Here is a 24,319-nt window from a genome sequence, read left to right on the forward strand (position 1 = left end):
TTCTCCAGCGGTACTTCAATCAAACGCAGCCTGCCTCGCCAGCTGACCTCACAAACTGAAGAGCAGGTGTCTTTTGACGCCTTCGCCTCGGATTTCATAGTGGCGGCTGGACATTGTTCGCATTGCCTGCCCGTTCAGTAGCGATAGGTGGCAGTCAGCAGAAAGTTGCGGCGTTCGCCGTAGAAGCAGTCACCGCGCGACAGGCATTGGGTGATCACCACCTTGTCGCCGATATTGTTCGCATGCAGGGCAAGGCGCCAGTCGCCGGCGTCATAGGCCACCATCGCGTCTGCCAGCAGGGATGAGGGCGTGTCGATGGCAGAGGTGCCACTCCACTGTGGTCCGATATAGCGCAGACCGGCACCGAGACTCCAGCCTCCGCGACCCTGAGCGGCAAATCGATGCATCAGCCAACTGGAGGCCATATGGCGTGATACCGAGGCCACGCGCTGCCCCTGGTCGCCAGCGTTGCTGCGGCTGATTTTTGCGTCGGTATAGGCGTAGGCCAGCGTCCAGTCCCAGTTTCTGGCCAGGCTGGCGATCAGCTCGGCTTCAAAGCCCTGGGTTTTGACCTCGCCCAGTTGCAGGCTGTTGAGTGGGTTGCCCGGGTCATTGGTCTTGCGATTCTGTTCACGCAGGCCGTATACCGCGGCATAGCCAGAGATGCCTTTGCCCTCCGGAATCCATTTCACGCCGGCCTCCAACTGCTTGCCGCGCTGGGGCTTGAACGGCGTGCCGTAGAAGTCCACGCCTCCCAGCGGCTGGAAGGACTCGGTGTAGCTGGCATACGGAGCCCAGCCGCCGCCGGCCTGATAGGTCACGCCCAGGCGCTTGGTGGTGGCAGAGTCGTCGGCAGCCGCTGCCGGGCGACCTTCGGTCTCGGTTTTGGCCTTGTCGTGACGCAAGCCTACTGTCGCGCTCCAGGGGCCCCAACGCAACTGGTCCTGCAGATAGAAACCGAGCTGGCGCTGTGCCACGTTGGGCGCACGTACCAGCTGGGAGGCAGAGGGCGGCGTGAACGTGCCATACACGGGGTTGTAGACATCGAGCGCAGTGCCTGGTCCGCGCCAGTTGGATTGGTTGCTGGTGTTGCGCTGCCAGTCCATGCCGGCCAGCAACTGGTGTTGCACCTCGCCGGTTTGCAGCAGGCCTTCGAGCTGCGTGTCGACCAGCAGCATGCGTCCGCCATTGATCTGCCATACGGCATCGCGCTGTACGGTGCGGCCGTTGGCGTCAAACACCGGACGTGCCGGACGGCCCGTGGCGGCGTTGGCTGCAAAACTGGTGTAGAGCGTACGGTAGTCGACTTCGCTGATGGTGCGGCGCAGGTTCTGACGCAGTGTCCATTGCGAGTTCAGGCGGTGGCTGAACAGATAGCCAAAGGACTTGTTTTCGGAGTCGTACTTGTCCCAGCCCGGTTCGCTGATAAAGGTGCGGGTCGGAATCTGTCCGTAGGGGCTGGGCAGGCGCGTGCCCTGCCAGGGAAAGAACTGGGTGATGGAGCCGCTCTTGTCCTTTTGATACAGGGCTTGCAGCGTCAGCGAGGTATCGGTGCTGGGACGATAGGTCAGCGAAGGCGCAATCACCACGCGGTCGTCCTTGACGTGATCGACCTGGGTGTTGCTGTCGCGGCCCACGGCCACCAGACGATAGAGCCACTTGCCTTCCTCGTCCATGGCGCCGGTCATGTCGCTGGCAATCTGCTTGCGGCCGTGGCTGCCCAGCTGTATCTGTACCTCACGCATGCGCTCGGCCTGGGGACGTTTGCTGGTCAGGTTGAGCACGCCGCCCACGCTGCCCTGGCCATACAGCACGGAGGAGGGGCCGCGTAAAAATTCCACGCGCTCCAGCGTATAGGGCTCGACCTTGATATTGTTGTAGGTGCCGTAGGTGCGCAGCAATCCGTCCTGGTACTGACTGACATCACCGCCGCGGGCCTTGAAGGAGTCCACGCGGTTGTCGAAATAGCTGGAATTGATGCCCGCCGTGTAGCGCGTGGTTTCGCGCAGGGTGGTCACGCCCTGGGCTTCGAACTGGTCGCGCGTGACTACGCTGATAGATTGCGGCGTTTCGATCAAGGGTGTATCTGTCTTGGTGGCCGAGATCGCGCGCCGGGCGACAAAGCCACTGACCGGACCTGTGGCGGTTTCACCGGCCAGGCTGTCTTGCACGGTAACGGGGGCCAGCATGGCTTCGGCACTGCCGTCTGCGCTGGGGGCGGGAGGCGAGGTCTGTGCCTGAGTGCCCAGGCTCAGGCAGGCCAGGGCGCTGAGCAAGGCCAGCGATGGTCGGCTGGGTACGCCGGGGAATGGGTAGTTCATGGTGCTGTTGTCAAATAGATGGCCACGGACAATGACCACCAAGGGTGGTCGGAGCGGCTGCTGGAGTGAATGGGGGGCTCTGCGTCAGGGCTTGACGGAGGACGGCAGAGCGGGGGACGGCATGCCGTCCTTGACGCTGAAACTCAACGTGGTCACATAGCTGGCTTCGCCATAGCGCTTGCCTTGCGCTTCGCCGCCTTGCTTGTCGCTGTGATGCACTTCGGCCACGTACAGGCCCTTCCAGGGCAGGGCAAAGTTGACCCGGCCCTGCTCGTCGCTTTGCGCCTCGCGCGACCAGCCCGATGGGGCGGCGATCTGCACCTTGGCCTTGGGCAGGGCCAGACCGTTGAAGCTCACCATGAATTGGCCCGGCTGGCCCGTGGGCACCAAATCCAGGGCCTGGGCATTCACGGCCACGGCCTGTGTCGGCGTTGCCACCCAGCGGGCCGCAGGTACCCACAGCAAGGCTGGCTCATTGCGCTTGCTGCGGTCAATCAAGGGATAGGCGGCGCTGGCAAAAAGGGTTTGGGCCTGGCTTGCCGTGTTGTAGCTGAAGCCCGTGGCGTTTCGCTGGCCGTTCAGTTGCTGCGTGCCGCTGGCTGTTTGCTGGGCCAGCGTGGGTGTGGCCAGAAATTTGTCCAGCGCCCCGGGTGAGGTCTCGCGCAGGTTGTCATTGAACTCACCAAAAAATAACTGGGCTTGGCCGCCATCGTTCTCCAGCCAGACTTGATGAGCATGGGCTGTGCCCAGACTGGCAAGCAGCAGAGTGGCGAGAGCAATGGGATGATAAAAATTGCGCATGAAAATCTCCTTGGGTTCTGGATAGGTGAATGAGTTGCTCTGCACGAGTGAAGGTCTTCTGCCTGAGATCCAGACTCAGGCACCGGCCTGGATTCCAGGAAAAGAGAGCCTGTTGATCCCTTGTATGGCCCTGTGCTCTTTCCTTGCACCTCTTGTTCAATCGATTGGCCATGGCCAGCCATGCAAGGGCCGAGGCAGCTGCTGCATCGCGATGCGCATGCAATGTCCTTGCCCGGTCGTGATCGGGATTCCTGTTGCATCAATTGCTGCTTGGGTTCTCAGCCATTGATGCTCAGCGACTCTCTGATTGGTGACCCCTGCGGGTTCTGAGTGCAGTCCGTCAAGGACCGAGGCGGTCGAAGGTAAAAATCAGTATTCCCAGTGCCAGTGCCATCAAGCCAAACAGAGGCAGGCGCTGCGCTTGCCAGGTCGCCATGCCGGTGGCGGCCAGAGCCGCCAGGCAAAGAGCGGCCGTCCACACCGTGGCTGACATGGCAGCGGTGGTTGCGCCCGGAAGGCCCAGAGCAATGCCCAGTGACAAGGCCAGCAGGATCCAGCCGGCTTGGAACAGGCGCTGGCGGCGCAGTACTGCGGCGGGAGCTTCACTCTCGATATCCGGCCAAGCGTCTTCATGATGTCGGTCCATGGCCAGGGCAAGAGCCGTCCAGGCGGCAAAGCACAACAGAAAGTCGAGCAGCATTTCTATGCCTCCTGCGTAGTGTTGTCGCCAGGGATCCGCTGGGAGCCGGGCTTGCGTCCAGGGGCAGCCGCAGCTTTGGCGGGGGGCGCATGTCTGGCTGCGGGATGGGGCCTGTGTTTCAGCAGATGCCGGGTGAGGGCGGCGAGCATCAGCCCCGTGGCCGCAAAACTCAGATCCATGCCGGCCCAGCTCCAGTCCATGGCCGGCAGGCTGATGCCCAGATGCGTTGAAGTGGTCAAGGCATTGACCAAAGGCAATAGCAGGTATGCGGTAGCGGCCATGCCCAGCACCAGCGCCCATCCTTGGCGCATGGGCCGGATCAGACCCATCAGCAAGGCCAGCGCCCAGGTGCCGAAGAAGCAGGACAGTTCGGCATCGGGGCGGCCTGGCATCTCCAATGGCAGCAGCCGGTTGGCCAACAGATAGGCCGCGATCGCCAGCGGCAGGCCGCCCATGAGGCCGATATTGAAACTTGCCACCAGCCGTTCGCCAAAGGGCAGGGGGGCGGCAGGTGTCTTGCGCAAGGCCTGGGCACGGCGCTTGACCGACCACAGTATCAGGCCCGAGGCAATCATCAGCGAACCCATGACGCCAAAACCAAACAGCACCCAGCGCATCCCGATATCGGCGAAGCGCCCCAGGTGCAGGCCATAGAGCACGCCATAGGTTTTGATGGCCGGGCTTTGCGGATCGACCTGGGTTTGCAGCTGGCCGGTGCGGCCATCGAAACGCAGCCGCGCTGGTCCGTATTGCAGCCTGTCGCCGTCGTGGCGGGTGATCTCCACCAGCGGGCCCTGGCTGTCGCTGCGCACGGTGATGCTGCCGACACGACCGCCCCGCCACAGCTGACTGGCCTGGCTCAGCATGGGGGCCAGATCCAGCATAGGCAGGGGTTCGGCCTGTGCGTTGCTGCCACGCCTGGCACTGCGCGCGCCGGGAGCATCGCCCTGCAGTTCGGAAAAATAGCTTTGAGTGTCCGTTCCTTTTGCGCCAGGGTAGGCGGTGGCTATGCCGGCCGGCATATACATGGCGTGAAAAATCATCAGACCACTGAAGGTGATCATCAGATAGAACGGCAGCACCAGAACCCCCGAGACGTTGTGTGCGTCCAGCCAGGCGCGCTGTCCGCCCTTGCGCGGGCGAAAGGTGAAGAAGTCCTTGAAGATGCGGCGATGCGTGACCACGCCCGTCAGCAAGGCAATGAACATCATCAGCGTCGCCGCGCCCACTACCCAGCGGCCCTGGATCGTCCAGCGGCCCTTGTGAGCGGTGCGAAGCTCGAAATGGAAGCGGTAGAAAAATTCTCCGCCGGCGGTCTCTCGGGCCTGCAGTGCGGCACCGGTTTGCGGGTGCAGCAGCAAAGTCTCGAAGCGGCTGTTGGGCTTGTCGCGCCACAGCACATTGACGGCCGGCGTACGTTCATCGGGCAGGCGCATGATGAAGTTGCTGACGCCCGGCGCGTGCTCGTGCAGCGCCGCCTGGGCGCGTTGTGCAACGTCGCTGTCGGACGGTGGCAGACCATGCAGCTCGGGTCGCATCCACAGATTGAATTCGTTCTTGAAGAAGCTCAGCGTGCCGGTGACGAAAATCGCAAACAGAAGCCAGCCCAGAATCAGTCCCGACCAGGTGTGCAGCCAGGACATGGCCTGGCGAAAACCCTCCTGTTCGGGCTGGCGCGTGGTTCTGGCGCTTGTCTTGGTTTGAGGGGTGGTCATGCCTCCACTCCCAACCACAATGACCCATACAGCGCTGTGCTCAGGGCTAGGGCAGGAAGGAGTACACCGGCCCAGGCAAGCCAAGCCGTGCGTGCATAGAAGGTCCAGGCAATAGCCATGGCGTAGATGACCCAGGACAGCAAGGTGGCTGTCATCACCGCTTCCACGCGGCTCATCAAGGAACCCAGCAGAAGACTCAGGGCAGCAGTACTGACTGCGGCCAGCGCATAGCCTCCAAGGACGGCTGCCAAACTGCGCGAGGCAACCGCAAGGCGGTAGTGAGCAAGGGGCGATGTAGCTTTCATACCGCCTCTTGGTGTGCTGGCGCTGGGCGGCAAAGATTGCCGCAGACAGGAGCTGCAACGACAAAGCGCGGGTGAATCACCCTTGACGAGGAAAAGCAGGTAGACGGAAAACTCAGCATGACAGACAAGCAAACGATGTGGCCGATTCGCTGGCTGGCTTGTGTCAAGAAATCATGCTGGCGTGCGAAGAAATGTAAAGCCGAGTATAGAGTTAATTGAGAATGATTGTTATTTATTTTTTGATTCGGCTTGTACGGCCTAAAAGCGGCATCTGAAGTTCTTCCCATCATTGGGCCATGGCCTGGCGGACGCCTGAAAGCCCTACCTGGAGCGGTGGGCGACTCATCGCCGGGGGCAGGCCGGTATTCCCCTGAGCCATAGCTGGTGCGCAAGCTAGTTCTATTCTTCTTCCTCTTCTCCACACGCTCTATTGCGACCACCACGGATGGTTGCTGAACTGGCTGAAGCGGCGAGTGCATTGTGTGCAGGACGCTTCGGATCTGGCACAGGACACCTTTAGCGAGCTGCTAGTAGCCGCGATGTGATGCTGGCGGGCCTGGCCGGTGCCATGAGCCCGCCTTGAAGCTCCTTGCCGCATGCCGCATCCATGCATGCCGCGGACTGCCCCAGTGACGACCGGGAGCAAGCACCGGCATCGGCCGGCTTCGGGGAATGCGTCTGCGACGGTATTGATTACCAACAATTGTCGGCACTTGCCTGCAGACTTCGGAGTTGCAACGCACAATGCCATCCTGTGTTTTTTTATCGTCGTGATCATGTCCGATTCCTCTGCGGCTTTGCCAGCCAGCCTGACAGCTTCCATGCGCGATGTGCTGCGTCGCATGGAGCGGGCCGCGCGCACTCCCATGCATCAGCTCGGTGCGGAAGCTGCCAAGGCGGCCTATGAGGCTGGCGCCGGCGTGCTTGAAATCCCCAAGCAGGCCTTGCCCCGCGTGGAGGACCTGCAGATTCCCGCACGCGACGGAGCGAATCTGCCGGCCCGCCTTTACGCGCCTGTGACCCGGAATGAAGCCCCCGCTGCGGGCTTGCCTGCGCTGCTGTATCTGCATGGTGGTGGCTTTACGGTAGGCAGTGTGGCTACGCATGACCAGCTTTGCCGCCAGCTCGCACATCTGGCGGGTTGCATGGTTGTATCGCTGGACTACCGCCTGGCGCCGCAGTTCCAGTTCCCCGTTGCACATAACGATGCCTGGGATGCGCTGCAGTGGCTGACGGCCCATGCGGCGAGCCTGGGGGCGGATGGCAGCCGCATGGCTGTCGGCGGCGACAGCGCTGGCGGTACGCTGGCGGCAGCCTGTGCGATCGAAGCGCGCAACACCGGCCTCGAGCTTGCCTTGCAACTGCTGATCTACCCGGGCACCACGGCCCACCAGGATACCGACTCCCATCGCCGCTTTGCCCATGGACTGGTACTTGAAGAAGCGTCCATCACCTGGTTTTTTGCGCAATATATCGCCAGACGCCAGGATCGCGAGGATTGGCGCTTCGCTCCTTTGCTGGCTCCCGAAGTCGACGATGTCGCACCCGCCTGGATCGGCCTGGCCGAGTGCGATCCCCTGGTGGACGAGGGTGTGGAATATGCTGACAAGTTGCGCATGGCGGGTGTGCCTGTGGAACTGGAAATCTACAAGGGCGTGACCCATGAGTTCGTCAAGATGGGCCGCGTGATTGCCGAGGCGCGTCAGGCGCACCGGGATATGGCGCAGGCCTTGCGCGGCGCGTTTGGATTGAATTGAAACCAGAGTGAGAACAATGAATCGACAGGACTTTCGCAGCTTTACGCGTATCGAGGTGCGCTGGGCCGAAGTGGACGCGCAGAAGATCGTCTTCAACGCCCACTATCTGATGTATGCCGATGTGGCCATCACCAACTACTGGCGCCAGCTGGCCATTCCCTATGAGGCCGGCTTTGCATCGCTGGGTGGCGAGCTGTTTGTGAAAAAGGCCAGCACGGTCTATCACGGCTCGGCCACTTTGGGCGATGTGCTGGATGTTGGCATCCGCTGCGTCAAACAGGGCAATACCTCGTTGCAGTTCGAGGCAGGCATCTTCCGGGGCATGGAACTGCTCAATACCGTGGAGCTGGTCTATGTGTTTGCCGATGCGGCGACGCAGAGCCCCAGGCCCGTGCCGCAAGCCATGCGGGATCTGCTCACGGCCTATGAAGCAGGGCAGGAAGTCGTCACGCTGCGCTCGGGCAGCTGGAACGATCTGGGGCGCGATGCCGAGCGCCTGCGCCTGGCCGTGTTTGTGCGCGAGCAGGGCGTGCCGCGCGAGATCGAGATCGACGAGCTCGACCCTGTGGCGCGTCATGTGGTCTTGTTCAACGGATTGAACCAGCCCGTGGCTACGGGCAGACTGGTCAGCGATGCGCCGGGCGTGGGGCGTATCGGCCGCATGGCCGTGGATCGCAGCGTGCGCGGCGGCCGCTGGGGGCGCATGGTGCTCGAGAGCCTGATGGATGCGGCGCGCGATCGCGGCGACAGGGAAATCGTGCTGCACGCGCAGCGCCATGCCGAAGCCTTCTATCTGCGCGCCGGTTTTACGCCGGTAGGCGAGCCTTATGAGGAGGCGGGCATTCCCCACATCACGATGTGCAGAGTGCTTTAATACATCTTTTTTGATAGCTTGAAGCGCTTTGTCTGAAAGCATTCAAGCCCGATTTGATGCTTGATGCGAAGGAGCGCCCATGGCAAGAATCATGACCGTCCTCAGTCTGATCGGGGTGGCCGTGGCCGCCTACGTGGCTTATCGCTACGGGGTTTTCTGAGCTCGATCAGGCGAAGCCCGGGACAGAGGTGACCGGGCGGCTGAAGGTGGGCGCCACCCGCTGGGGGAGGCGCTTTGCGGCGGCCTGCTTTGCAGGCCTTGCCGCACGCAGGCACGAGCCGGCTTTACTGCAGCTGATCCTTCAGCGCGGTGATGGCCTTCTGGGCGCAGGCTTCGTCCAGATGGCCGCCAGGCGCACCGGCCACGCCAATGGCTCCAATGGTTTCATTGCCGATCTTCAGGGGCACGCCGCCGCCCAGCACCAGGAAGCCGGGGGATATTCGCCATCCTTGTCGTCCAGCAAGTGGGAGGAATCAATGCGAACGCAGAGCCAACCTTCGGAGTCTGCTATCTTTTTGAGGAGAAGATAATGGCCGGAGTGCAGGGAGTCAGGCAGGTTGGCGCTGGCTCGCGGTGCCAGCGGAGCTGGCAGTCTGCGCCACGGCCGGGTCCCGGCAGCCGCCTGTGGCGGGCGTGGCCGCAGTGATCCGCTGGATTTCCTGGACACGTGGGTAAATGGTCTGCACCGATTGCGCAATATGCGGCAGAGCCGATGACTCCTTGGCTGCATCCAACGGTGCCACGGCAGTCAGGGCGGTAAGGTGGGCCTTGTGCTGAGCCACTTTCTCCAGCGTCCGGCGTTGCACGGTCTGGGTCAGCTGCAACTGCTGCTGCTGCCGGGCATGAGCCTGCCACCACCGCAGGGCCAGGATCAAGGCGCAGAGCAGCCCTCAGGCCAGGGCCAGCAGCCAGCGGTGGCGGTAGTCCGGGGAAGAGTTGCTCATGCGCCGAAGTGTAGCGGTGGCCGGGCCGGCAATGCCGGGCCAGCAGCAGTGCAGGCCCGGGGGCGGGGCGTTTAGATATCCGCCAGCAGCTCGTAGGGCAGGGGCAGGAGCTGCAGCGCAATGCCCTTGCCCGCATCGGCGCTCTGGCCTTCGGCCAGCGCCGCATGGGCAAACAGATCGTCTCGGGTGGAAGAGGCAATCTGCATGGAGACGATGGCATCCCAGCCGCCTTGCGGAGCTGCTACTGCCTGCACCACGGTGCCGGTTGCCTGCTCGAGGTCTTCGGCGCTGAAGACTTCCTGGCCCACGCTCAGAGCCTGCTCGGCATGAACCAGATAGGCGCGGCGCTTGAGCGTGCCGCGGAACTGGCTGCGGGCCACCACTTCCTGGCCGGGGTAACAGCCCTTCTTGAAGTTGACGCCGCCTAGGGATTCGTAATTCAGCATCTGGGGCACGAAGGCATCCACCACCGGAGCCGACAGCGTGGCTACGCCGCTCTGAACTTCGGACCATTGCCAGAGGCCTTCGCTCAGCAACTGTCCTTCGGGGGCCTGACCCGCAGGGCCGATCCACAGCGCACGCTGGTTGCCTGCAGCGGGGTAGAGCGCGATCACATGGACATCGCCTTGCTGCTGGAGCGTCCAGGCCGCTGCATTCTTGCCGGCAAGCTGCTCGGCGGCCTCGCCGGTCAGGCCGTAGAGTGCGAAGTCAGCCGTCGCATCGCTGAGCTTGCACTGGGCGCGCAGCACAAACATGGACAGGCGCTTGAGCGTGGGGGCCAGCAGGCTGCGGTCACAGATCAGCACGATTTCGTCAGCGCTGCGCCTGAAGCCGATGAAGCTGGCCAGCATGCGGCCCTTGGCCGTGCAAAAAGCCGCGAGGCGGGCCTGATCGAACTTGAGCAGCGCGAAATCGTTGCTCAACTGGCCGTGAAGAAAGCTGGCTGCGTCGGCGCCAACGGCGCGGATGACACCAAGGTGGGAAATGGGGGTAATGCCGTTCAGGGGCAGCGTCTTGGGCTGGGTCATGGCTGAATTATGATCGTCGCTCTGTGTACTGATGGATCTAGCTTGTGCGTGCCCTTATTCGAGCACTGATATTTTTGCTGCTGCTGGCTGCTCTGGCGGCAGGAGGCGCCTGGTGGTGGCTGAACCAGCCGCTGCAGCTGTCCGGACCCAATCTGGAGCTGGAGATCGAGCCCGGCACCACGCCGCGTGGCGTGGCGCAGAACGTGGTCAAGGCCGGGGTGCAAACCGATGCGCGCCTGCTCTATGCGTGGTTTCGCTTCTCGGGCAAGGACCGCGCCATCAAGGCCGGCAACTACGAACTGAGCACGGGTCTCACACCTTATGTGCTGTTGCAAAAGCTGGCACGGGGCGAGGAAAGCCTGCGTGCGCTGACCCTTGTCGAAGGCTGGAACTGGCGCCAGGTGCGAGCGGCGCTGGCGCGCGAGGAATTCCTCAAGCAGGACAGCGCAGGGCTCAGCGACGAGGCCGTGATGACGGCCCTGGGCCGGGTGGGCGTGCCGCCCGAGGGCCGTTTTTTCCCCGATACCTATACCTATGCCAAGGGCAGCTCGGACATGGCCGTGCTGCGCCGTGCGCTGCATGCCATGGATCGCCGTCTGGCCGATGCCTGGGCCATGCGGGCGGCCAATACCCCGCTCAAGTCTGCCGATGAAGCCCTGATCCTGGCCAGCATCGTGGAAAAGGAAACCGGCCGCGCTGTGGACCGGGCGCAGATTGCCGGCGTTTTCTCCAACCGCCTGCGCATAGGCATGCGCCTGCAGACCGATCCTTCGGTCATCTACGGCGTGGGGGCCAGCTTTGACGGCAATCTGCGCAAGCGCGATCTGCTGGAGGACACGCCCTGGAACACCTATACCCGTGCGGGCCTGCCCGTCACGCCGATCGCCATGCCCGGCAAGGCCGCGCTGATGGCGGCCGTGCAGCCCGATCAGACCAAGGCGCTGTACTTCGTGGCCAGGGGCGATGGCACCAGCCATTTCAGCGCCTCGCTGGACGAGCACAATAGGGCCGTCAACCGCTACCAGCGCGGTCAGTGAGCAATCTTTGAGGGCGGCAGGCCGTGGCCTGTGCCCTGTGTCGAATCAAACAACTGGTGCAGCCCCTGCGGTGCACTAGAGGAAATATCAGTGAGTACAGCTTTACCCAAGGGTCTGTTCATCAGTTTCGAAGGCATCGACGGTGCGGGCAAGTCCTCGCATATCGAGGCACTGGCACAGGCTTTTCGCGATCAGGGCCGGGTGGTCACGCTGACACGCGAGCCCGGTGGCACGCCGCTGGCCGAAAAGCTGCGCGCCCTGATGCTGCATGACGCCATGGACCCGCTGACCGAGGCGCTGATCGCCTTCGCGGCCCGGCGCGACCATCTGGTGCAGGTCATAGAGCCGGCGCTGGCACGCGGCGAGGTGGTCATCAGCGACCGCTTCACCGATGCCACTTTTGCCTACCAGGGCGCGGGCCGCGGCTTCAGCTGGGAGCAACTGTCGGTTCTGGAGCGCATGGCGCAGACCGGTACTGCGCTGCAGGCAGGGCAGGCCCCGGATTTCGTGCGCGAGCCCGACATGACGCTCTGGTTTGACCTGCCCGCCGAAGTGGCGGCCGAGCGCCTGGCCACGGCCCGTGTTCCCGATCGTTTCGAAGCCCAGCCCGGCGAGTTCTTTGCCCGCGTGGCCCAAGGCTATGCCGAGCGCGCCCGGACGGCACCGCAGCGCTTTGTGCGCGTCGATGCCCATGCCAGCCGCCACGCCGTGTGGCAGCAAATCACCCAGGCCGTGGTGCGCAAGGGGTGGCTGGCCATCATGGTGGGCAGCAAGCCATGAGTGCCTCCGATCTCGAAGCGCCCTGGATCGCCGCGCAGCGTGGCCGCCTGCTGGCCCAGCGTGGTCATGCCTGGCTGCTGCAAGGGCCTTCGGGTCTGGGCCAGTACGCACTGGGGCTGTCGCTGGTGCGCGCCTGGCTCTGCGAGCAGCCCTCTGCACAAGGTGCTTGCGGCCGCTGCGCCAGCTGCCATGCCATCGAGGTGCGTGCCCATGCCGATCTGTGCGTGCTCATGCCGGAGGTGCAAATGATGGAGCTGGGCTGGCCGCTGCCGGAAAAGGCCCAGGCCGACATCGACGACAAGAAGCGCAAGCCCAGCAAGGAAATCCGCGTGGAAGCCATGCGCGATGCCGTGGAGTTCTGCCAGCGCACCAGCGCGCGCGGACGCGGCAAGGCCGTGCTGGTCTACCCGGCCGAGCAAATGAATGCGATTACCGCCAATGCCTTGCTCAAAACGCTGGAGGAGCCGCCCGGAGACACCCGTTTTGTGCTGGCCAGCGAGGCCGCGCACCAGCTGCTGCCCACCATTCGCAGCCGTTGCCTGACGCACACCATGACCTGGCCTGCGGCGGCCGAGGCCGCTCAGTGGCTGCAGGCGCAAGGCCTGAACGAGCCGGATGCGGCAGCGGCCTTGCAGGCCGCCGGCGGTCGACCCGGCGATGCGCTGCGCATGGCGGCGGATGCGGGCAAGGCCGCCGCCTGGGCCCAATTGCCCAGGCAGCTGGCCAAGGGGGATGTGGCGGCGCTGGCGGCTTTTGCCCCGGTGGATGCCGTGCAGGCGTTGCAGAAAATCTGCCACGACCTGATGGTCCTGGCCGGTGGCGGCGAGCCCCGGTATTTCTCGCCTGCCGATCTGCCGGGCAAGCCGCTGCCCATGGCGCTGCTGGCCGAATGGTCGCGCGAGCTGGTGCAGGCGGCGCGCACGGCCGATCACCCTTTCAATGCGGGGCTGATGATGGAGGCTCTGGCCTCCAGGGCGCGGGCGGTGCTGATCTCGGGCAAAGCTGCCAGAGCCGTGCGCTAGGTCATGAAGCACGGTTTGGTCAAAATATTCCCGGGTGTTAACCTCGCGACTACCGCCGCCCGGCTGCCACAAGAATTCCGCTACCCACTATGAACGCAACTACCACCCCTCGTCCCAGCGTGATGCAGCTGGCGATCAAGGAAAAGGCGGCGCTGTATGCCGCCTATATTCCGTTGTTTGCCGAAGGGGGGATTTTTGTGCCCACGCAGCGTGACTATCGTCTGGGCGATGATGTCTATGTGCTGCTGACCCTGCCCGATGATCCGCAGCGCTACCCGATCGCGGGTCGGGTGGCCTGGGTGACGCCGGAGCGTGCTTCCGGCAACCGGACCCAGGGCGTGGGCATCCAGTTTCCCAAGGATGCCAAGTCCGCCGAGCTCAAGGCCAAGATCGAGCAGATTCTGGGCACGGCCCTGAGTTCCGAGAAGCCGACCCAGACAATCTGATTATTAATACTGGCGCACTCCCACATCAGTGACGCCGAACAAGAGCCGTCTCGCAGCGATGGCGTCGTCCCCTGGGGAAGCGGCGCAGCCGCTCAGGGGCGGTCCAATTTCTATGTTTACCGATTCCCACTGCCACCTGAATTTCCCCGAGCTGAGTGCCAATATCGCGCAGATTCGCGAAGCCATGGCTGCCGCCAAGGTCACGCGCGCGCTGTGCATCAGCACGACGATGGAAGAGTTTCCCGAGGTGCACCAGCTGGCGCTGGACTACGACAATTTCTGGGCCACCGTGGGCGTGCACCCCGATACCGAAGACATGACCGAGCCCAGCGTGCAGGATCTGGTGGAGCGCGCCGCGCTGCCGCGCGTGGTGGCGATCGGCGAGACCGGGCTCGATTACTACGGCATGGAAGACCGCAAGGGCGGCCGCACGATTGCCGATCTGGAATGGCAGCGCGAGCGTTTTCGCACGCATATCAGGGCAGCGCAGATCACGCAAAAGCCGCTGGTCATCCACACCCGCAGCAGCTCCGACGACACCCTGGGCATTTTGCGCGAGTGCGGGGAGGCAGATTCCGCCACCCAGGCCGGCGGTGTCTTTCACTGTTTCACCGAAACCGCCGAAGTGGCCCGTGCCGGTCTGGACATGGGTTACTACATCTCCCTGTCGGGCATCGTGACCTTCAAGAATGCCCAGCATCTGCGCGACGTGGCGGCCTTCGTGCCGCTGGACAGACTGTTGATAGAAACCGACAGCCCTTATCTAGCGCCCGTGCCCTACCGCGGCAAGACCAATAATCCTTCCTACGTGCCCTTTGTGGCCAAGCAGATTGCCGAGGTACGCGGCATTTCCATCGAGGAGGTGGCTGCCGCCACCAGTGCCAACTTCGACCGCCTGTTCAAGGGCGTGACCTTGTCAGCGAACTCTGGAGCGAGTGCATGATTCTTTTTGCTGCCCCATCGATTGCATCGTCATTGAACCGCCGCCAGAGCCTGCGCTGGGCCGGTGCTGCTGTCGTCGGGGTGGCAGGCCTGCCAGGACTGGCACGAGCCAATGATTACGAGGACTATTCGCGGGCGCTGGTCAGCGACAACTCCAGTGCCATGGTGAATCTGATCTTTCGCGGCTTCAACGCCAACACCCTGGATTCGCGCGGGCGGCCAGGGCTGGTGGCGGCTTTGCATCAGGACTCGCTCAAGGTCTTCGACGTGCTGCTCAAGGCGCCGCGCATCGATGTCAATCTGGCTTCGCGCCAGAACGAGACGCCGCTGATGATGGCCTGCATCAAGGGCCACCTCGACATCGTGCGCGAGCTGATCAAGCGCGGTGCCGATGTGAATCGAGAGGGCTGGGCGCCGCTGCATTACGCGGCCTCTGCCGATACGCCGCAGACGCTGGACATCATCAAGCTGCTGCTGGAGGAAAGCGCCTATATCGATGCCGCGTCGCCGAACGGCAGCACGCCGCTGATGCTGGCCGCCCAGTACAGCAGCGAAGCCGTGGTCAGGCTGCTGCTGGAGGAGGGCGCGGACATCACGCTGCGCAACCAGCGCAACATGACGGCAGCGGACTTCGCCAGACTCGCGGACCGGCAGTACATGGTCGATCTGCTGGGCAAGGCGCTGCAGCATGAGCGCCGTACCCAGCCTCCCCGAGGGAGCTGGTAGCAGACGGGTTCAGTACCGGTCCAGCTATTTTGATAGCTGCTAGCGCCCAATGAAAAAGGACTTCAGAGTTGTTTGACTCTGAAGTCCTTTATTCATATGCGGTAGTAGCTCTTAAATTTGAGGCTCGCCAGGGGTCGAGCTGCGCACCTGGTTGTGCAGGCGGGCATAGAGGCCGCCCAGCTCCATCAACTGTGCATGCGAGCCTTGCTCGGCAATCTGGCCGCGCTCCATGACCACCACGCGGTCCGCATGCTCGATGGTGGACAGGCGGTGGGCGATCACCAGCGTGGTGCGTCCCTGCATCAGCCGGTTCAGGGCTTGCTGGACCAGGCGCTCGGACTCGTTGTCCAGCGCCGAAGTGGCCTCGTCCAGAATCAGGATGGGCGCGTCCTTGTAAAGTGCGCGGGCAATGGCCAGGCGCTGGCGCTGACCGCCCGAGAGCTGGCTGGCATTGTGGCCCACCAGGGTGTACAGGCCCTGAGGCAGATTGCGCACGAAGTCGCCCAGATTGGCCGCCTCCAGCGCGGACCAGACGCGGGCCTTGTCAATATCCTTGCCCAGCGCCACATTGGCCGCGACGCTGTCGTTGAGCATGACCACGTCCTGGCTGACCATGGCGAACTGCTGGCGCAGCGTGTTCAGGTCCCAGTCGGCCACGGGCACGCCTTCCAGCATGATCTGGCCGCTGGTGGGCGAGAAAAAGCGGGGCAGCAGATTGACCAGCGTGGTCTTGCCGGCGCCGGACGGGCCGACCAGGGCCACCACTTCGCCAGCCTTGACATTCAGGTTCAGGTGCGAGAGGGCCGGAGCCTTGTCCGGGCCGAACTGCACGCTCACATCGCTCAGCTGCAATGCGCCGCTGACCTTGGCGGAAGGCTTGAAACTGCCGCCTTGCTCGTCGGTGGAGCCTTCGAGCAGGGCCAGGCCACGCTCCAGTGCGGCCACGCCGCGCGTGATGGGGTTGGCCACATCGGCCATGCGGCGAATGGGCGCAATCAGCATCAGCATGGCCGAGATGAAGGCGGCAAAGCCGCCCACGGTCACATCCTGTACGCTGGCCGAGCCGATGGCGGCGGCGCCTTCGCGGCTTTGCCACAGGGCGATGCAGAGAATCACCGACAGCGCAATTGCCGCCAGCACCTGGGTCAGCGGCGTCATGGCGGCCGAGGCGATGGTGGCCTTGGTGTTCAGGCCGCGCAGCTGGCGGCTCAGCTCGCCAAAGCGCGACTGCTGCGAAGCCTGGGCGCCATGCAGGCGCACCATGCGGTGGGCCAGCACGTTCTCCTCCACCACATAGGCCAGCTCGTCAGTGGCCGTCTGGCTGGACTTGGTGATGCGGTACAGACGGCGCGACAGCGTCTTCATGACCCAGGCCACGCCCGGCACCATGAAGGCCACGATCAACGTGAGCTGCCAGTTCAGATAGATCAGGTAGCCGAGCAGGGCGATCAGCGTGAAGCCGTCGCGGGAGATGCTCATCATGGCCTGCACCAGCTGCTGGGCACCGGTCTGCACCTCGTAGACGATGGTGTTGGACAGCGCCGATGCCGATTGCCTGGAAAACAGGCTCATGTCGGCGGCCAGCAGGCGCTCGAACAGCTTCTGGCGCAGACCCAGCATGCCGTCATTGGTGATGCGTGCCAGGGCGTACTGTCCCGTGAACTGGGCCAGGCCGCGAATGACGAACAGGCCGATCAGAAACACCGGTACCGTCCACAGCGGAAGCGAGCCAGCCGTAAAACCGCTGTCGAGCAAGGGCTTGAGCAGTGCCGGCATGGCGGGCTCGGTGGCTGCCCCCACCAGCGTGGCCAGTATGGCCAGACCCCAGGCCCAGCGCTGGCCCGAGAAATAAGGCGTCAGGCGCTTGAGGCGCTGCATCAGCGGCAGCTCGGATGGATTGACGGGGGCTGCTTGAGCGGGAGCTGGGGCAGGGACGGCCTTGGCGGTCTCGCTCGGCGATGGGGACGGTGTGGCTTGCATAAGCGCGTGATTTTAGGGCTTGTGCTTTTGGAGTCCGCACGGATCTCAATAGATGAAATTCGGGATGAAGTTGTAACCAACTATGCCTGTTTGAATATAAAGCGCAAGCCTGCGGCAGAATTGGCCTGGGGCTTGTCCCTGCACTCATGCAGACTCTGGCATGCTCCCGATCTGAAAGTTTTGTGGCACTTGCGTTTGATCACCCTACTGAGCACGTTCTTACATCAGGAATCCGTCAGTGTGTGTAACATTCGCGCTTGTGTTTGTACCGGGCAATTCCGGAAATTTTGATGGCTGCCAATGACTATTGACCGACTTCCATCCCTGACAACCTGGGCGGCAGGGCCGCGCGCTTCCCGCAGAGCCATGCTGGCAACGTTAGCCGCCACGCCGGCCCTTCCGGCACTGGCCCAGTTCAGGGTTGAGGTAACAGGCGTGGGCCTGACACAGTTGCCGATCGCAATTGCCCAGTTCAAGGGAGAGGGCTCGGCCCCACAGAAGATTTCCGCCATCATCCAGGCCGACCTGGAGCGCAGCGGACAGTTCCGCGGCGTGGATGCCTCAGGCCTGGCGCTTGACGAGACCTCACGCCCCGATGTGGCCCAGTGGCGTCAGAAGGGTGCCGATTCGCTGGCGACCGGCAGCATCACGCGTCTGGCGGATGGCCGCTGGGATGTGCGCTTCCGCCTTTGGGATGTGGTCAAGGGCCAGGATCTGGGTGGTCAGGGCTTCGCAGTCACCACCGGCGATCTGCGCCTCGTGGCCCACCGCATTGCCGACTACATCTATGAAAAGCTCACGGGCGAGAAAGGCATTTTCTCCACCCGCATTGCCTATGTGACCAAGGCCGGTGCCCACTACCGCCTGTGGATTGCCGATGCGGACGGCGAGAATGCCCAGTCCGCGCTGTCCAGTCCCGAGCCCATCATTTCCCCTGCCTGGGCGCCCAACGGCACGCAACTGGCCTATGTGTCCTTCGAGTCACGCAAGCCCGTGGTCTATGTGCACGATGTAGCCAGCGGCCATCGTCGTCTGCTGGCCAACTTCCGTGGCTCCAACAGCGCTCCCGCCTGGTCGCCAGATGGCAGCCGTCTGGCCGTGACGCTGAGCCGCGACGGCGGCTCGCAGCTGTATCTGCTCAGCGCCCAGGGCGGTGAGCCCCGCCGTCTCATGCAAAGCAGCGGCATCGATACCGAGCCCTGCTTCTCCAGTGACGGCCGCACCATTTACTTTGTCAGTGATCGTGGCGGTGCACCTCAGGTCTACAAGGTCTCGTCCTCGGGCGGCAGCGCCGAGCGAGTGACCTTCACTGGCAACTACAACATCTCGCCCGCCATCAGCCCCGACGGCAAATGGCTGGCCTATATCTCCCGCGTGGGCGGTGGTTTCAAGCTCCAGGTCATGGATCTGGCGACAGGCACAGTGAACTCGGTCACGGACACCACGGCGGACGAAAGCCCGAGTTTTGCGCCCAATAGCCGTCTGATTGTTTACGCCACCATTCAGGGCGGCCGTGAAGCACTCATGACCACCACGCTGGACGGCAAGATCAAGGCGCGTCTGGCCGGTGCAAGTGGAGACATACGTGAGCCCGACTGGGGCCCGTTCCAAAAACACTGATCTGAAGTTTGCTTTCCCTCTTTCTTTCTAGTGATGAAGTCCGTTGTGGACTGTTCGGAGAAATCTCATGTTGACTATCAAACGTCTTTCCCTGGCTTTGGCTGTGACCGCGCTGGTCGCAGGTTGCAGCTCTGGCGTCAAGCTGGACGACAAGCCCGTTGACGGTTCGCTGTCCAGCCAGGGTGCCGGCACCAGCGGCCAGGGCCAAAGTGGCGTGTCGGGCGTAGACCTGACCGGTTCCGCCGCTTCCAAGGCCGGCCCTCAGGGTGTCAGCCGCATCGTCTACTTCGACTTTGACAGCTACTCTGTCAAGGCTGATGCACAGCCCCAGATCGAAGCCCATGCCAAGTTCATCAAGGCCAACCCCGCTGCCAAGGTACAGCTGGAAGGCCATACCGACGAGCGCGGCGGCCGTGAATACAACCTGGCCCTGGGTCAAAAGCGCGCTGAAGCCGTGCGCCGCTCTCTGGGCCTGCTGGGCGTGAACGACGCCCAGGTTGAAGCTGTGAGCTACGGCAAGGAAAAGCCCGCTGCTGAAGGTCATAGCGAAGACGCTTACGCCCAAAACCGTCGCGTTGAAATCAACTACCGTTAATGATGAAGCAGGCCTTGTTGACTCTCCGTCACGCAACGCTGCCTCGCATGGTGGCGGCCGGCCTGCTGGCCGGCTCTGCCATCAGCGCCCATGCAGCCCTGTTTGGTGATGACGAGGCGCGCCGCGCCATCATCGAACTGCGCCAGCGCGTTGACAGCCTGCAGCAATCGCAGGAGCAGACCCGCCGCAGCCTGCTGGATCTGCAGTCGCAGATCGAGTCGCTCAAGTCGGACCAGGCCAAGCTGCGAGGTCAGAACGAGCAACTGACACGCGACGCCGCAGAGTTGCAGCGTGGTCAGAAAGATCTGGCCAAGGGCTTTGACGAGCGTCTGCGCCAGTTCGAGCCCGTCAGCGTCACTGTGGACGGCGTGGAGTTCACCGCCGATCGCAATGAGCAGCAGGAATTCGAGCAGGCTCTGGGCATGTTCCGTTCGGGCAAGTTCCCCGAGGCCGGCCAGGCCTTCGCCGCTTTCCTGCGCCAATGGCCCAAGAGCGGCTATACGCCGTCGGTGCGCTTCTGGCTGGGCAACTCGCAGTACGCCACGCGCGACTACAAGAATGCCATCGCCAATTTCCGTTCGGTCATGACCAATGCGCCCATGCATGCTCGTGCACCCGAAGCGGCCCTGTCCATCGCCAACTGTCTGGTGGAACTCAAGGACACCAAGGCAGCTCGCAAGACCCTGGAAGAGCTGCTGCAGGCCTATCCGAACTCGGAAGCCGCAGGGATTGCCAAGTCCAAGCTGGCGACGCTCAAGTAATGGCCGAATATTCTCAGCCTCAAGCGGAAACAGCGCCCCAATCCGGCGCTGTTTTTTCTATGGAAGAAGCAGATGTACAGCGCCGCTTTGGCGGCTTGGAGCGCCTCTACGGCGTGCAGGGGGCAGCCCGGATTCGTGCGGCCCATGTGGTGGTGGTTGGTGTGGGCGGAGTCGGTTCATGGACGGCCGAGGCTCTGGCGCGCAGCGGCGTGAGTCGTTTGACTCTGATCGATATGGACCATGTGGCCGAGTCCAATATCAATCGCCAGATCCACGCGCTGACCAGCACTGTCGGTCAGGCCAAGATCGATGCCATGCGTGATCGCATCGCCGAGATCAATCCAGGCTGCGAGGTCAATTGCATCGATGAATTTGTCGATCCGGACAACTGGCTGCAACTCTTGCCGGCAGATGCCGATGCGGTGATAGATGCTTGCGATCAGATCAAGGCCAAGGCCGAAATGGCGGCGCATGCGCGCAAGACCCGGCAGTGCTTTATCTCCGTTGGTGCTGCAGGTGGCAAGCGCATGGCCCACTTGGTGGACATTGCAGACCTGAGTGCGACAACCCATGATCCGCTTCTGTCGCAGCTGCGCTACCGACTGCGCAAGCAGCATGGTGCTCCCAAGGATGGCAAGCGCATGGGGGTGACTTGTGTGTTCAGCCGTGAGGCCGTCGCACCACCTGATGCATCTTGCTCAATCGAGGGCGGTGATGGCAGTCTCAACTGCCACGGCTATGGCTCGGTCGTGGCGGTGACAGCTACCTTTGGTCAGTGCGCAGCAGGCTGGGTACTTGATCAATTGGCTCGCAAACCAAGCTAATCCAACTAATTCAAGAATTAGGCAAAGAGCCGGGAAAAATAGATTACAATAACGTCATTCCACTGATTAGGCAACTACTGCTTTTGATGTGTGGCAGGGTCTTTAGCTCAGTCGGTAGAGCAGCGGACTTTTAATCCGTTGGTCGCGAGTTCGAATCTCGCAGGACCCACCAGAATGCATAAGCCGCTACAGCTATTAAAGTTGTAGCGGCTTTTATGTTTTATTCCCGCGGTGGGAGTATTCATCGCTCCAAGGCATTGCGGTTTGCCCTTCTTGAGCGTTCATGGACACGGGCAGCCCTTGCTCTGTCGGCCTACGGTTCGGGTAGCGCTCCGTATCCATTCCTGTGCCGGGTTATCAATCAACAGAAACGACTCTTGCAGAGGCTGAGTGGCCTCTGCAGCCAGGTTTTGTGCTTCACCAAAGGCTTTCTCCGTCGGAGTGAGTAGTGAACCTGCTTTTCACTGGACAGGCAGCGGCTCAGCAGATCGGTCAGTTGAGGTGATGGTGGCGCCAGGCCTTGTCTTCTGGCGGGCCAGCGGTGCTGGCGCTGGTCGCCGTGTGCTTGCCGAAAAAGCAGAACCCCGCTCAGTTCAACAGTGGCGGGGTTCGTCAGGAGATCGGAGACCGAGCTGCTGTTATGGGGTTTTGCTTCTTCCCCGGTAGTTCAGGTCAGTGGCCGAGTAGTTTTCACGCTTGCGCCAGTCCATTTGAATCGGTCCGGCGTGGTTGGCAGGATAGGTGATGCGCTCTTTTTCGCGATTGAGTTCCCACTGCTTTGCATCCACGATGCGATGGACTGTGGACTCTTTGGATTTACTCATGGGGAAGGCGGCCTTCAATCAAGTTTCTGAACCTAAAGAAGACGGTACAGCTGACGGGATGGCGAGTCCAGTGAATTCGCCTGATGAATGACGGATCGCTTGGATTGCGTTGGAATCACGACTACTAAGGGGTTTTTTAGGGTGGATGCGGATAGTTGCTGCTTGGAGGATGGGGCTGTGTTCCCGTCAAGGCGTCAGCCTTGAAACGGCCTGAGCCCTGTGTGGCGGCTCAAACGCTGCAAACAGAGCGTCGGGGAATTCTCGTCGGGCATATTGGTCCCAGGAATGAGAAAAGTCCGCTTTGGAAGACGGGCAGGGTGATGGATGGTTGAATGAGGCTTTCAACCTCAATGAACAACAATGCATTTTTCGAGAAGTGCTTTGCTTCGTACTGCCGCCTTGACGGCGGTTGCTGCAGGAATTGCAGCTGCGTTTGGGGGTTGCGCTGTCTTGGTACCCCGAGGCCTACAGCCTGTGAGCGGCTTTGATGCCAAGCGCTACATGGGCACCTGGTATGAATTGGCAAGGATTGACCATAGTTTCGAAACGGGACTAACGCAGGTATCCGCGCAATACAGCCTCAACGACGATGGCACAGTGACGGTAGTCAACCGAGGTTATGACGAAACGAAGAAGAAATGGCGTGAGGCCAAGGGCAGGGCGCGCTTTCAGGGCGATTCCAGTGTGGCAGCGCTCAAGGTTTCTTTCTTTGGCCCGTTCTATGGCGGCTACAACGTGGTGAGCCTGGATGACGCTTACCAGACTTCCTTGGTGATAGGCAACAGCTTGGACTATTTCTGGTTGCTTTCGCGCAGCAAGACCATGCCCGAGCAGCAATTCAGACGACTGCTTGAAAAGGCACAGTCACTGGGTGTTGATCTGAGTCGTGTGCAGGTTGTCGCACAGTAGTTCAAGCACTGCAGCGATATGTTGCAAAGCGGCAGCAAAAGGTACAGGACTTGGCAAGCAAAAAGTCGGCCCATGCGGCTCCCAGTCTGGATTCAGTCGGCTCATGCTTGGCGTCGTGGCGCGGGACTGTGCGTACCGTCGTCCCGGACGCTCTGACCTTTGACCCATTCGCCTTGATTGCTGCACGGCAATGTGTCCAGGTGGGCGATGCCTTCGACTGTGACTGCTAGACCCAAATAGATGCAGCCGGCGATCTGTCGTCTACATCCTGCCGCGATGCGTATTCCGGTTGGGCCGACTCCTCACGCCGGAGGCGAGGCATGGTGTTGCATCGGCCGAGTGAGTCCACCGCCTGAAGCGGTCAGCCTGAGCATTTTCTTGGTGAATTGCTTCAGGCCGATTGCGACGGGCAGCTAGGGTATATGCATTCAATGCGAGAGTGCTCGAAGTGAATGGCACTCTCGTGAATCGTTAGCTTGCTTGAGGTAGGCAATCAAGTCGCTACGCTCCTTGGAGTCAGGGATTCCGGCGTACGTCATTGTTGTACCTGGTAGCACCTTCATGGGCTGGGTCAGGAAACGATCGAGTGTTTTTTCGTCCCAGATGAAGCCGGAGTTCTTCATGGCATCCGAGTAAGCAAAGCCGGGAACCGTGCCCGCACGCCGTCCCAGCAGGCCACAATGATGCGGTCCCACTCGGTCATATGCCAGCGCATGGCAGGCCGCACAGCGGGCGTAGATCTGCTCGCCAGGAAGCTTGTCTGGTGCTGCATGCACTGCCGCCGCGAACGACAGCATGCCAGGCAGCAGCCACCGTTCGGTGTTCATGATACGAATGCCGTGGGGACCGGTGCTTCGCCCACTGCCTGGCGCAGTATTGCCCAGTGCATGGCTTCATCACCCAGAATGCTGGCCGCAGCCTTGGATAGTTCTCGATTGCCGAACAAGGGAACGGCTCCCAGATAGGCACTGACGGCCCCTTGCTCCAGTCGTGCCGCAAAGCGCAGCACATCCTCCTGTGATTTCAGCTGATTTGCTGGGAAGTTGTAAGCAGTCTTGGGGACCACCGGCTTGCCACCCAGTTTTTCAACCGTCTTGGCTAGTAGTTCGGCATGCGCTTTGTGATGGCCCTGGAAGGTCAGGGCCAGATCCAGCACGGAGGGTTGCAGCAGTTTGCTTTCTGCTCCCAACTGATAAGCAGCGATGGCCTCCAGCTCTGCACTCAGGGCGGTGTTCAGGATTTGAGTGTCCTGGGCTTTTCCATCGCCGGTTTTGGCGGCTAGCGCTTCACGGCCGGCTAATAGCGCAACAGCGGCACCTGAAAGCATCAGCCCGGATTGGCCAAGAAAGAGGCGGCGCGCGCCCTGTGGATGAGCGATATGCAAAAACGACATGATGCACTCCTTCGT

General features: G+C 62.2%; 25 protein-coding genes, 1 tRNA gene and 1 pseudogene. 15 read left to right on the forward strand and 12 right to left on the reverse strand.

All coding sequences use genetic code 11. The features are described 5' to 3' along the window. Positions 1-134 precede the first annotated feature (134 nt). The 5 genes from CTR2_RS08695 to CTR2_RS08715 form a co-directional block, all read right to left on the reverse strand. Positions 135-2,321, reverse strand: coding sequence for a TonB-dependent siderophore receptor (locus CTR2_RS08695; RefSeq protein ID WP_087084681.1), 2,187 nt, complete (start codon positions 2,319-2,321; stop codon positions 135-137). Between the two features lie 84 nt (positions 2,322-2,405). Beyond that, the gene (locus CTR2_RS08700) at positions 2,406-3,122 is read right to left on the reverse strand and encodes a TonB-dependent receptor (RefSeq protein WP_087084680.1); all 717 of its coding nucleotides are present in this window, start codon (positions 3,120-3,122) and stop codon (positions 2,406-2,408) included. A 340-nt stretch (positions 3,123-3,462) separates the two neighbouring features. Next, complete coding sequence (locus CTR2_RS08705) at positions 3,463-3,822, reverse strand: DUF3325 domain-containing protein (RefSeq protein WP_087084386.1); 360 nt, start codon at positions 3,820-3,822, stop codon at positions 3,463-3,465. Positions 3,823-3,824: 2 nt separating this feature from the next. Then, positions 3,825-5,537, reverse strand: coding sequence for a PepSY-associated TM helix domain-containing protein (locus CTR2_RS08710; RefSeq protein ID WP_087084385.1), 1,713 nt, complete (start codon positions 5,535-5,537; stop codon positions 3,825-3,827). Next, positions 5,534-5,842, reverse strand: coding sequence for a DUF3649 domain-containing protein (locus tag CTR2_RS08715; RefSeq protein WP_087084384.1), 309 nt, complete (start codon positions 5,840-5,842; stop codon positions 5,534-5,536). Before CTR2_RS08715 ends, CTR2_RS08710 begins: the two co-directional genes overlap by 4 nt. A 401-nt stretch (positions 5,843-6,243) precedes the next feature. On the opposite strand from CTR2_RS08715, the gene CTR2_RS08720 reads away from it, so the two are divergent. The 3 genes from CTR2_RS08720 (at position 6,244) to CTR2_RS08730 (ending at position 8,473) form a co-directional block, all read left to right on the forward strand. Then, the gene (locus tag CTR2_RS08720; protein WP_087084383.1) at positions 6,244-6,387 is read left to right on the forward strand and encodes a sigma factor; all 144 of its coding nucleotides are present in this window, start codon (positions 6,244-6,246) and stop codon (positions 6,385-6,387) included. Between the two features lie 231 nt (positions 6,388-6,618). Next, positions 6,619-7,599, forward strand: a complete 981-nt coding sequence (locus CTR2_RS08725) for an alpha/beta hydrolase (RefSeq protein WP_087084679.1) — start codon at positions 6,619-6,621, stop codon at positions 7,597-7,599. A 16-nt stretch (positions 7,600-7,615) separates the two neighbouring features. Then, positions 7,616-8,473, forward strand: coding sequence for a GNAT family N-acetyltransferase (locus CTR2_RS08730; protein ID WP_087084382.1), 858 nt, complete (start codon positions 7,616-7,618; stop codon positions 8,471-8,473). 284 nt (positions 8,474-8,757) lie between these two features. Here CTR2_RS08730 and CTR2_RS08735 read toward each other — a convergent pair. The 3 genes and pseudogenes from CTR2_RS08735 to ygfZ all read right to left on the reverse strand — a co-directional run. After that, positions 8,758-8,907 (reverse strand): annotated as a pseudogene (locus CTR2_RS08735) (heme-binding protein); the annotation flags it as partial. Between the two features lie 114 nt (positions 8,908-9,021). Further along, entirely contained in the window at positions 9,022-9,348 is a 327-nt protein-coding gene (locus CTR2_RS08740) for a hypothetical protein (RefSeq protein ID WP_310223741.1), read from the reverse strand. 140 nt (positions 9,349-9,488) lie between these two features. Beyond that, a complete protein-coding gene (gene ygfZ, locus CTR2_RS08745) occupies positions 9,489-10,445 on the reverse strand; it encodes a CAF17-like 4Fe-4S cluster assembly/insertion protein YgfZ (protein ID WP_087084381.1) in 957 nt (318 codons plus the stop codon). Between the two features lie 44 nt (positions 10,446-10,489). Between ygfZ and mltG the strand changes: the two genes are divergently transcribed. From mltG to CTR2_RS08775, 6 genes are all read left to right on the forward strand, one after another. After that, positions 10,490-11,482 (forward strand): endolytic transglycosylase MltG, encoded by a 993-nt coding sequence (mltG, locus tag CTR2_RS08750; protein WP_087084380.1) that lies wholly within the window; start codon positions 10,490-10,492, stop codon positions 11,480-11,482. 90 nt (positions 11,483-11,572) lie between these two features. Beyond that, positions 11,573-12,262, forward strand: coding sequence for a dTMP kinase (gene tmk, locus CTR2_RS08755; protein ID WP_087084379.1), 690 nt, complete (start codon positions 11,573-11,575; stop codon positions 12,260-12,262). After that, on the forward strand, positions 12,259-13,284 hold the full coding sequence (locus CTR2_RS08760; protein ID WP_087084378.1) for a DNA polymerase III subunit delta': 1,026 nt from the start codon (positions 12,259-12,261) through the stop codon (positions 13,282-13,284). The genes tmk and CTR2_RS08760 overlap by 4 nt, the downstream gene beginning before the upstream one ends. A 122-nt stretch (positions 13,285-13,406) precedes the next feature. Continuing rightward, on the forward strand, positions 13,407-13,730 hold the full coding sequence (locus CTR2_RS08765; protein WP_176391731.1) for a PilZ domain-containing protein: 324 nt from the start codon (positions 13,407-13,409) through the stop codon (positions 13,728-13,730). Between the two features lie 112 nt (positions 13,731-13,842). Beyond that, positions 13,843-14,673 (forward strand): TatD family hydrolase, encoded by an 831-nt coding sequence (locus tag CTR2_RS08770; RefSeq protein WP_003061510.1) that lies wholly within the window; start codon positions 13,843-13,845, stop codon positions 14,671-14,673. Next, the gene (locus tag CTR2_RS08775; RefSeq protein WP_087084377.1) at positions 14,670-15,398 is read left to right on the forward strand and encodes an ankyrin repeat domain-containing protein; all 729 of its coding nucleotides are present in this window, start codon (positions 14,670-14,672) and stop codon (positions 15,396-15,398) included. The genes CTR2_RS08770 and CTR2_RS08775 overlap by 4 nt, the downstream gene beginning before the upstream one ends. A 111-nt stretch (positions 15,399-15,509) precedes the next feature. Here the strand turns inward: CTR2_RS08775 and msbA are convergent, their stop codons facing one another. Beyond that, positions 15,510-17,378, reverse strand: a complete 1,869-nt coding sequence (gene msbA / locus CTR2_RS08780) for a lipid A export permease/ATP-binding protein MsbA (RefSeq protein ID WP_087084376.1) — start codon at positions 17,376-17,378, stop codon at positions 15,510-15,512. Positions 17,379-17,678: 300 nt separating this feature from the next. On the opposite strand from msbA, the gene tolB reads away from it, so the two are divergent. The 5 genes from tolB to CTR2_RS08805 all read left to right on the forward strand — a co-directional run bounded on the left by tolB (position 17,679) and on the right by CTR2_RS08805 (position 21,350). Next, positions 17,679-18,998 carry a Tol-Pal system beta propeller repeat protein TolB gene (gene tolB, locus CTR2_RS08785; RefSeq protein WP_034361226.1) on the forward strand — a complete coding sequence of 440 codons (1,320 nt, stop codon included), beginning with the start codon at positions 17,679-17,681 and terminating at the stop codon, positions 18,996-18,998. Between the two features lie 67 nt (positions 18,999-19,065). Further along, positions 19,066-19,593 (forward strand): peptidoglycan-associated lipoprotein Pal, encoded by a 528-nt coding sequence (pal, locus tag CTR2_RS08790; RefSeq protein WP_003061517.1) that lies wholly within the window; start codon positions 19,066-19,068, stop codon positions 19,591-19,593. After that, positions 19,593-20,354, forward strand: a complete 762-nt coding sequence (gene ybgF, locus CTR2_RS08795; protein ID WP_012837777.1) for a tol-pal system protein YbgF — start codon at positions 19,593-19,595, stop codon at positions 20,352-20,354. Before pal ends, ybgF begins: the two co-directional genes overlap by 1 nt. Beyond that, entirely contained in the window at positions 20,354-21,178 is an 825-nt protein-coding gene (locus tag CTR2_RS08800) for a tRNA threonylcarbamoyladenosine dehydratase (RefSeq protein ID WP_087084375.1), read from the forward strand. Before ybgF ends, CTR2_RS08800 begins: the two co-directional genes overlap by 1 nt. A gap of 96 nt (positions 21,179-21,274) precedes the next feature. Then, positions 21,275-21,350, forward strand: a tRNA-Lys gene (locus CTR2_RS08805). A 466-nt stretch (positions 21,351-21,816) separates the two neighbouring features. Here CTR2_RS08805 and CTR2_RS08810 read toward each other — a convergent pair. Beyond that, positions 21,817-22,002, reverse strand: a complete 186-nt coding sequence (locus CTR2_RS08810) for a hypothetical protein (protein ID WP_003070780.1) — start codon at positions 22,000-22,002, stop codon at positions 21,817-21,819. A 474-nt stretch (positions 22,003-22,476) separates the two neighbouring features. Between CTR2_RS08810 and CTR2_RS08815 the strand changes: the two genes are divergently transcribed. Next, a complete protein-coding gene (locus CTR2_RS08815) occupies positions 22,477-22,911 on the forward strand; it encodes a lipocalin family protein (RefSeq protein ID WP_254913407.1) in 435 nt (144 codons plus the stop codon). Between the two features lie 428 nt (positions 22,912-23,339). On the opposite strand, the gene CTR2_RS08820 is transcribed toward CTR2_RS08815, so the two are convergent. Both CTR2_RS08820 and CTR2_RS08825 read right to left on the reverse strand, forming a co-directional pair. Further along, on the reverse strand, positions 23,340-23,738 hold the full coding sequence (locus CTR2_RS08820; protein ID WP_087084373.1) for a c-type cytochrome: 399 nt from the start codon (positions 23,736-23,738) through the stop codon (positions 23,340-23,342). Beyond that, positions 23,735-24,304 carry a ferritin-like domain-containing protein gene (locus tag CTR2_RS08825; protein ID WP_087084372.1) on the reverse strand — a complete coding sequence of 190 codons (570 nt, stop codon included), beginning with the start codon at positions 24,302-24,304 and terminating at the stop codon, positions 23,735-23,737. Before CTR2_RS08825 ends, CTR2_RS08820 begins: the two co-directional genes overlap by 4 nt. Between the last annotated feature and the right edge of the window lie 15 nt (positions 24,305-24,319).

The sequence above is a fragment of the Comamonas thiooxydans genome (assembly GCF_002157685.2).
GTDB lineage: Bacteria > Pseudomonadota > Gammaproteobacteria > Burkholderiales > Burkholderiaceae_C > Comamonas > Comamonas testosteroni_H.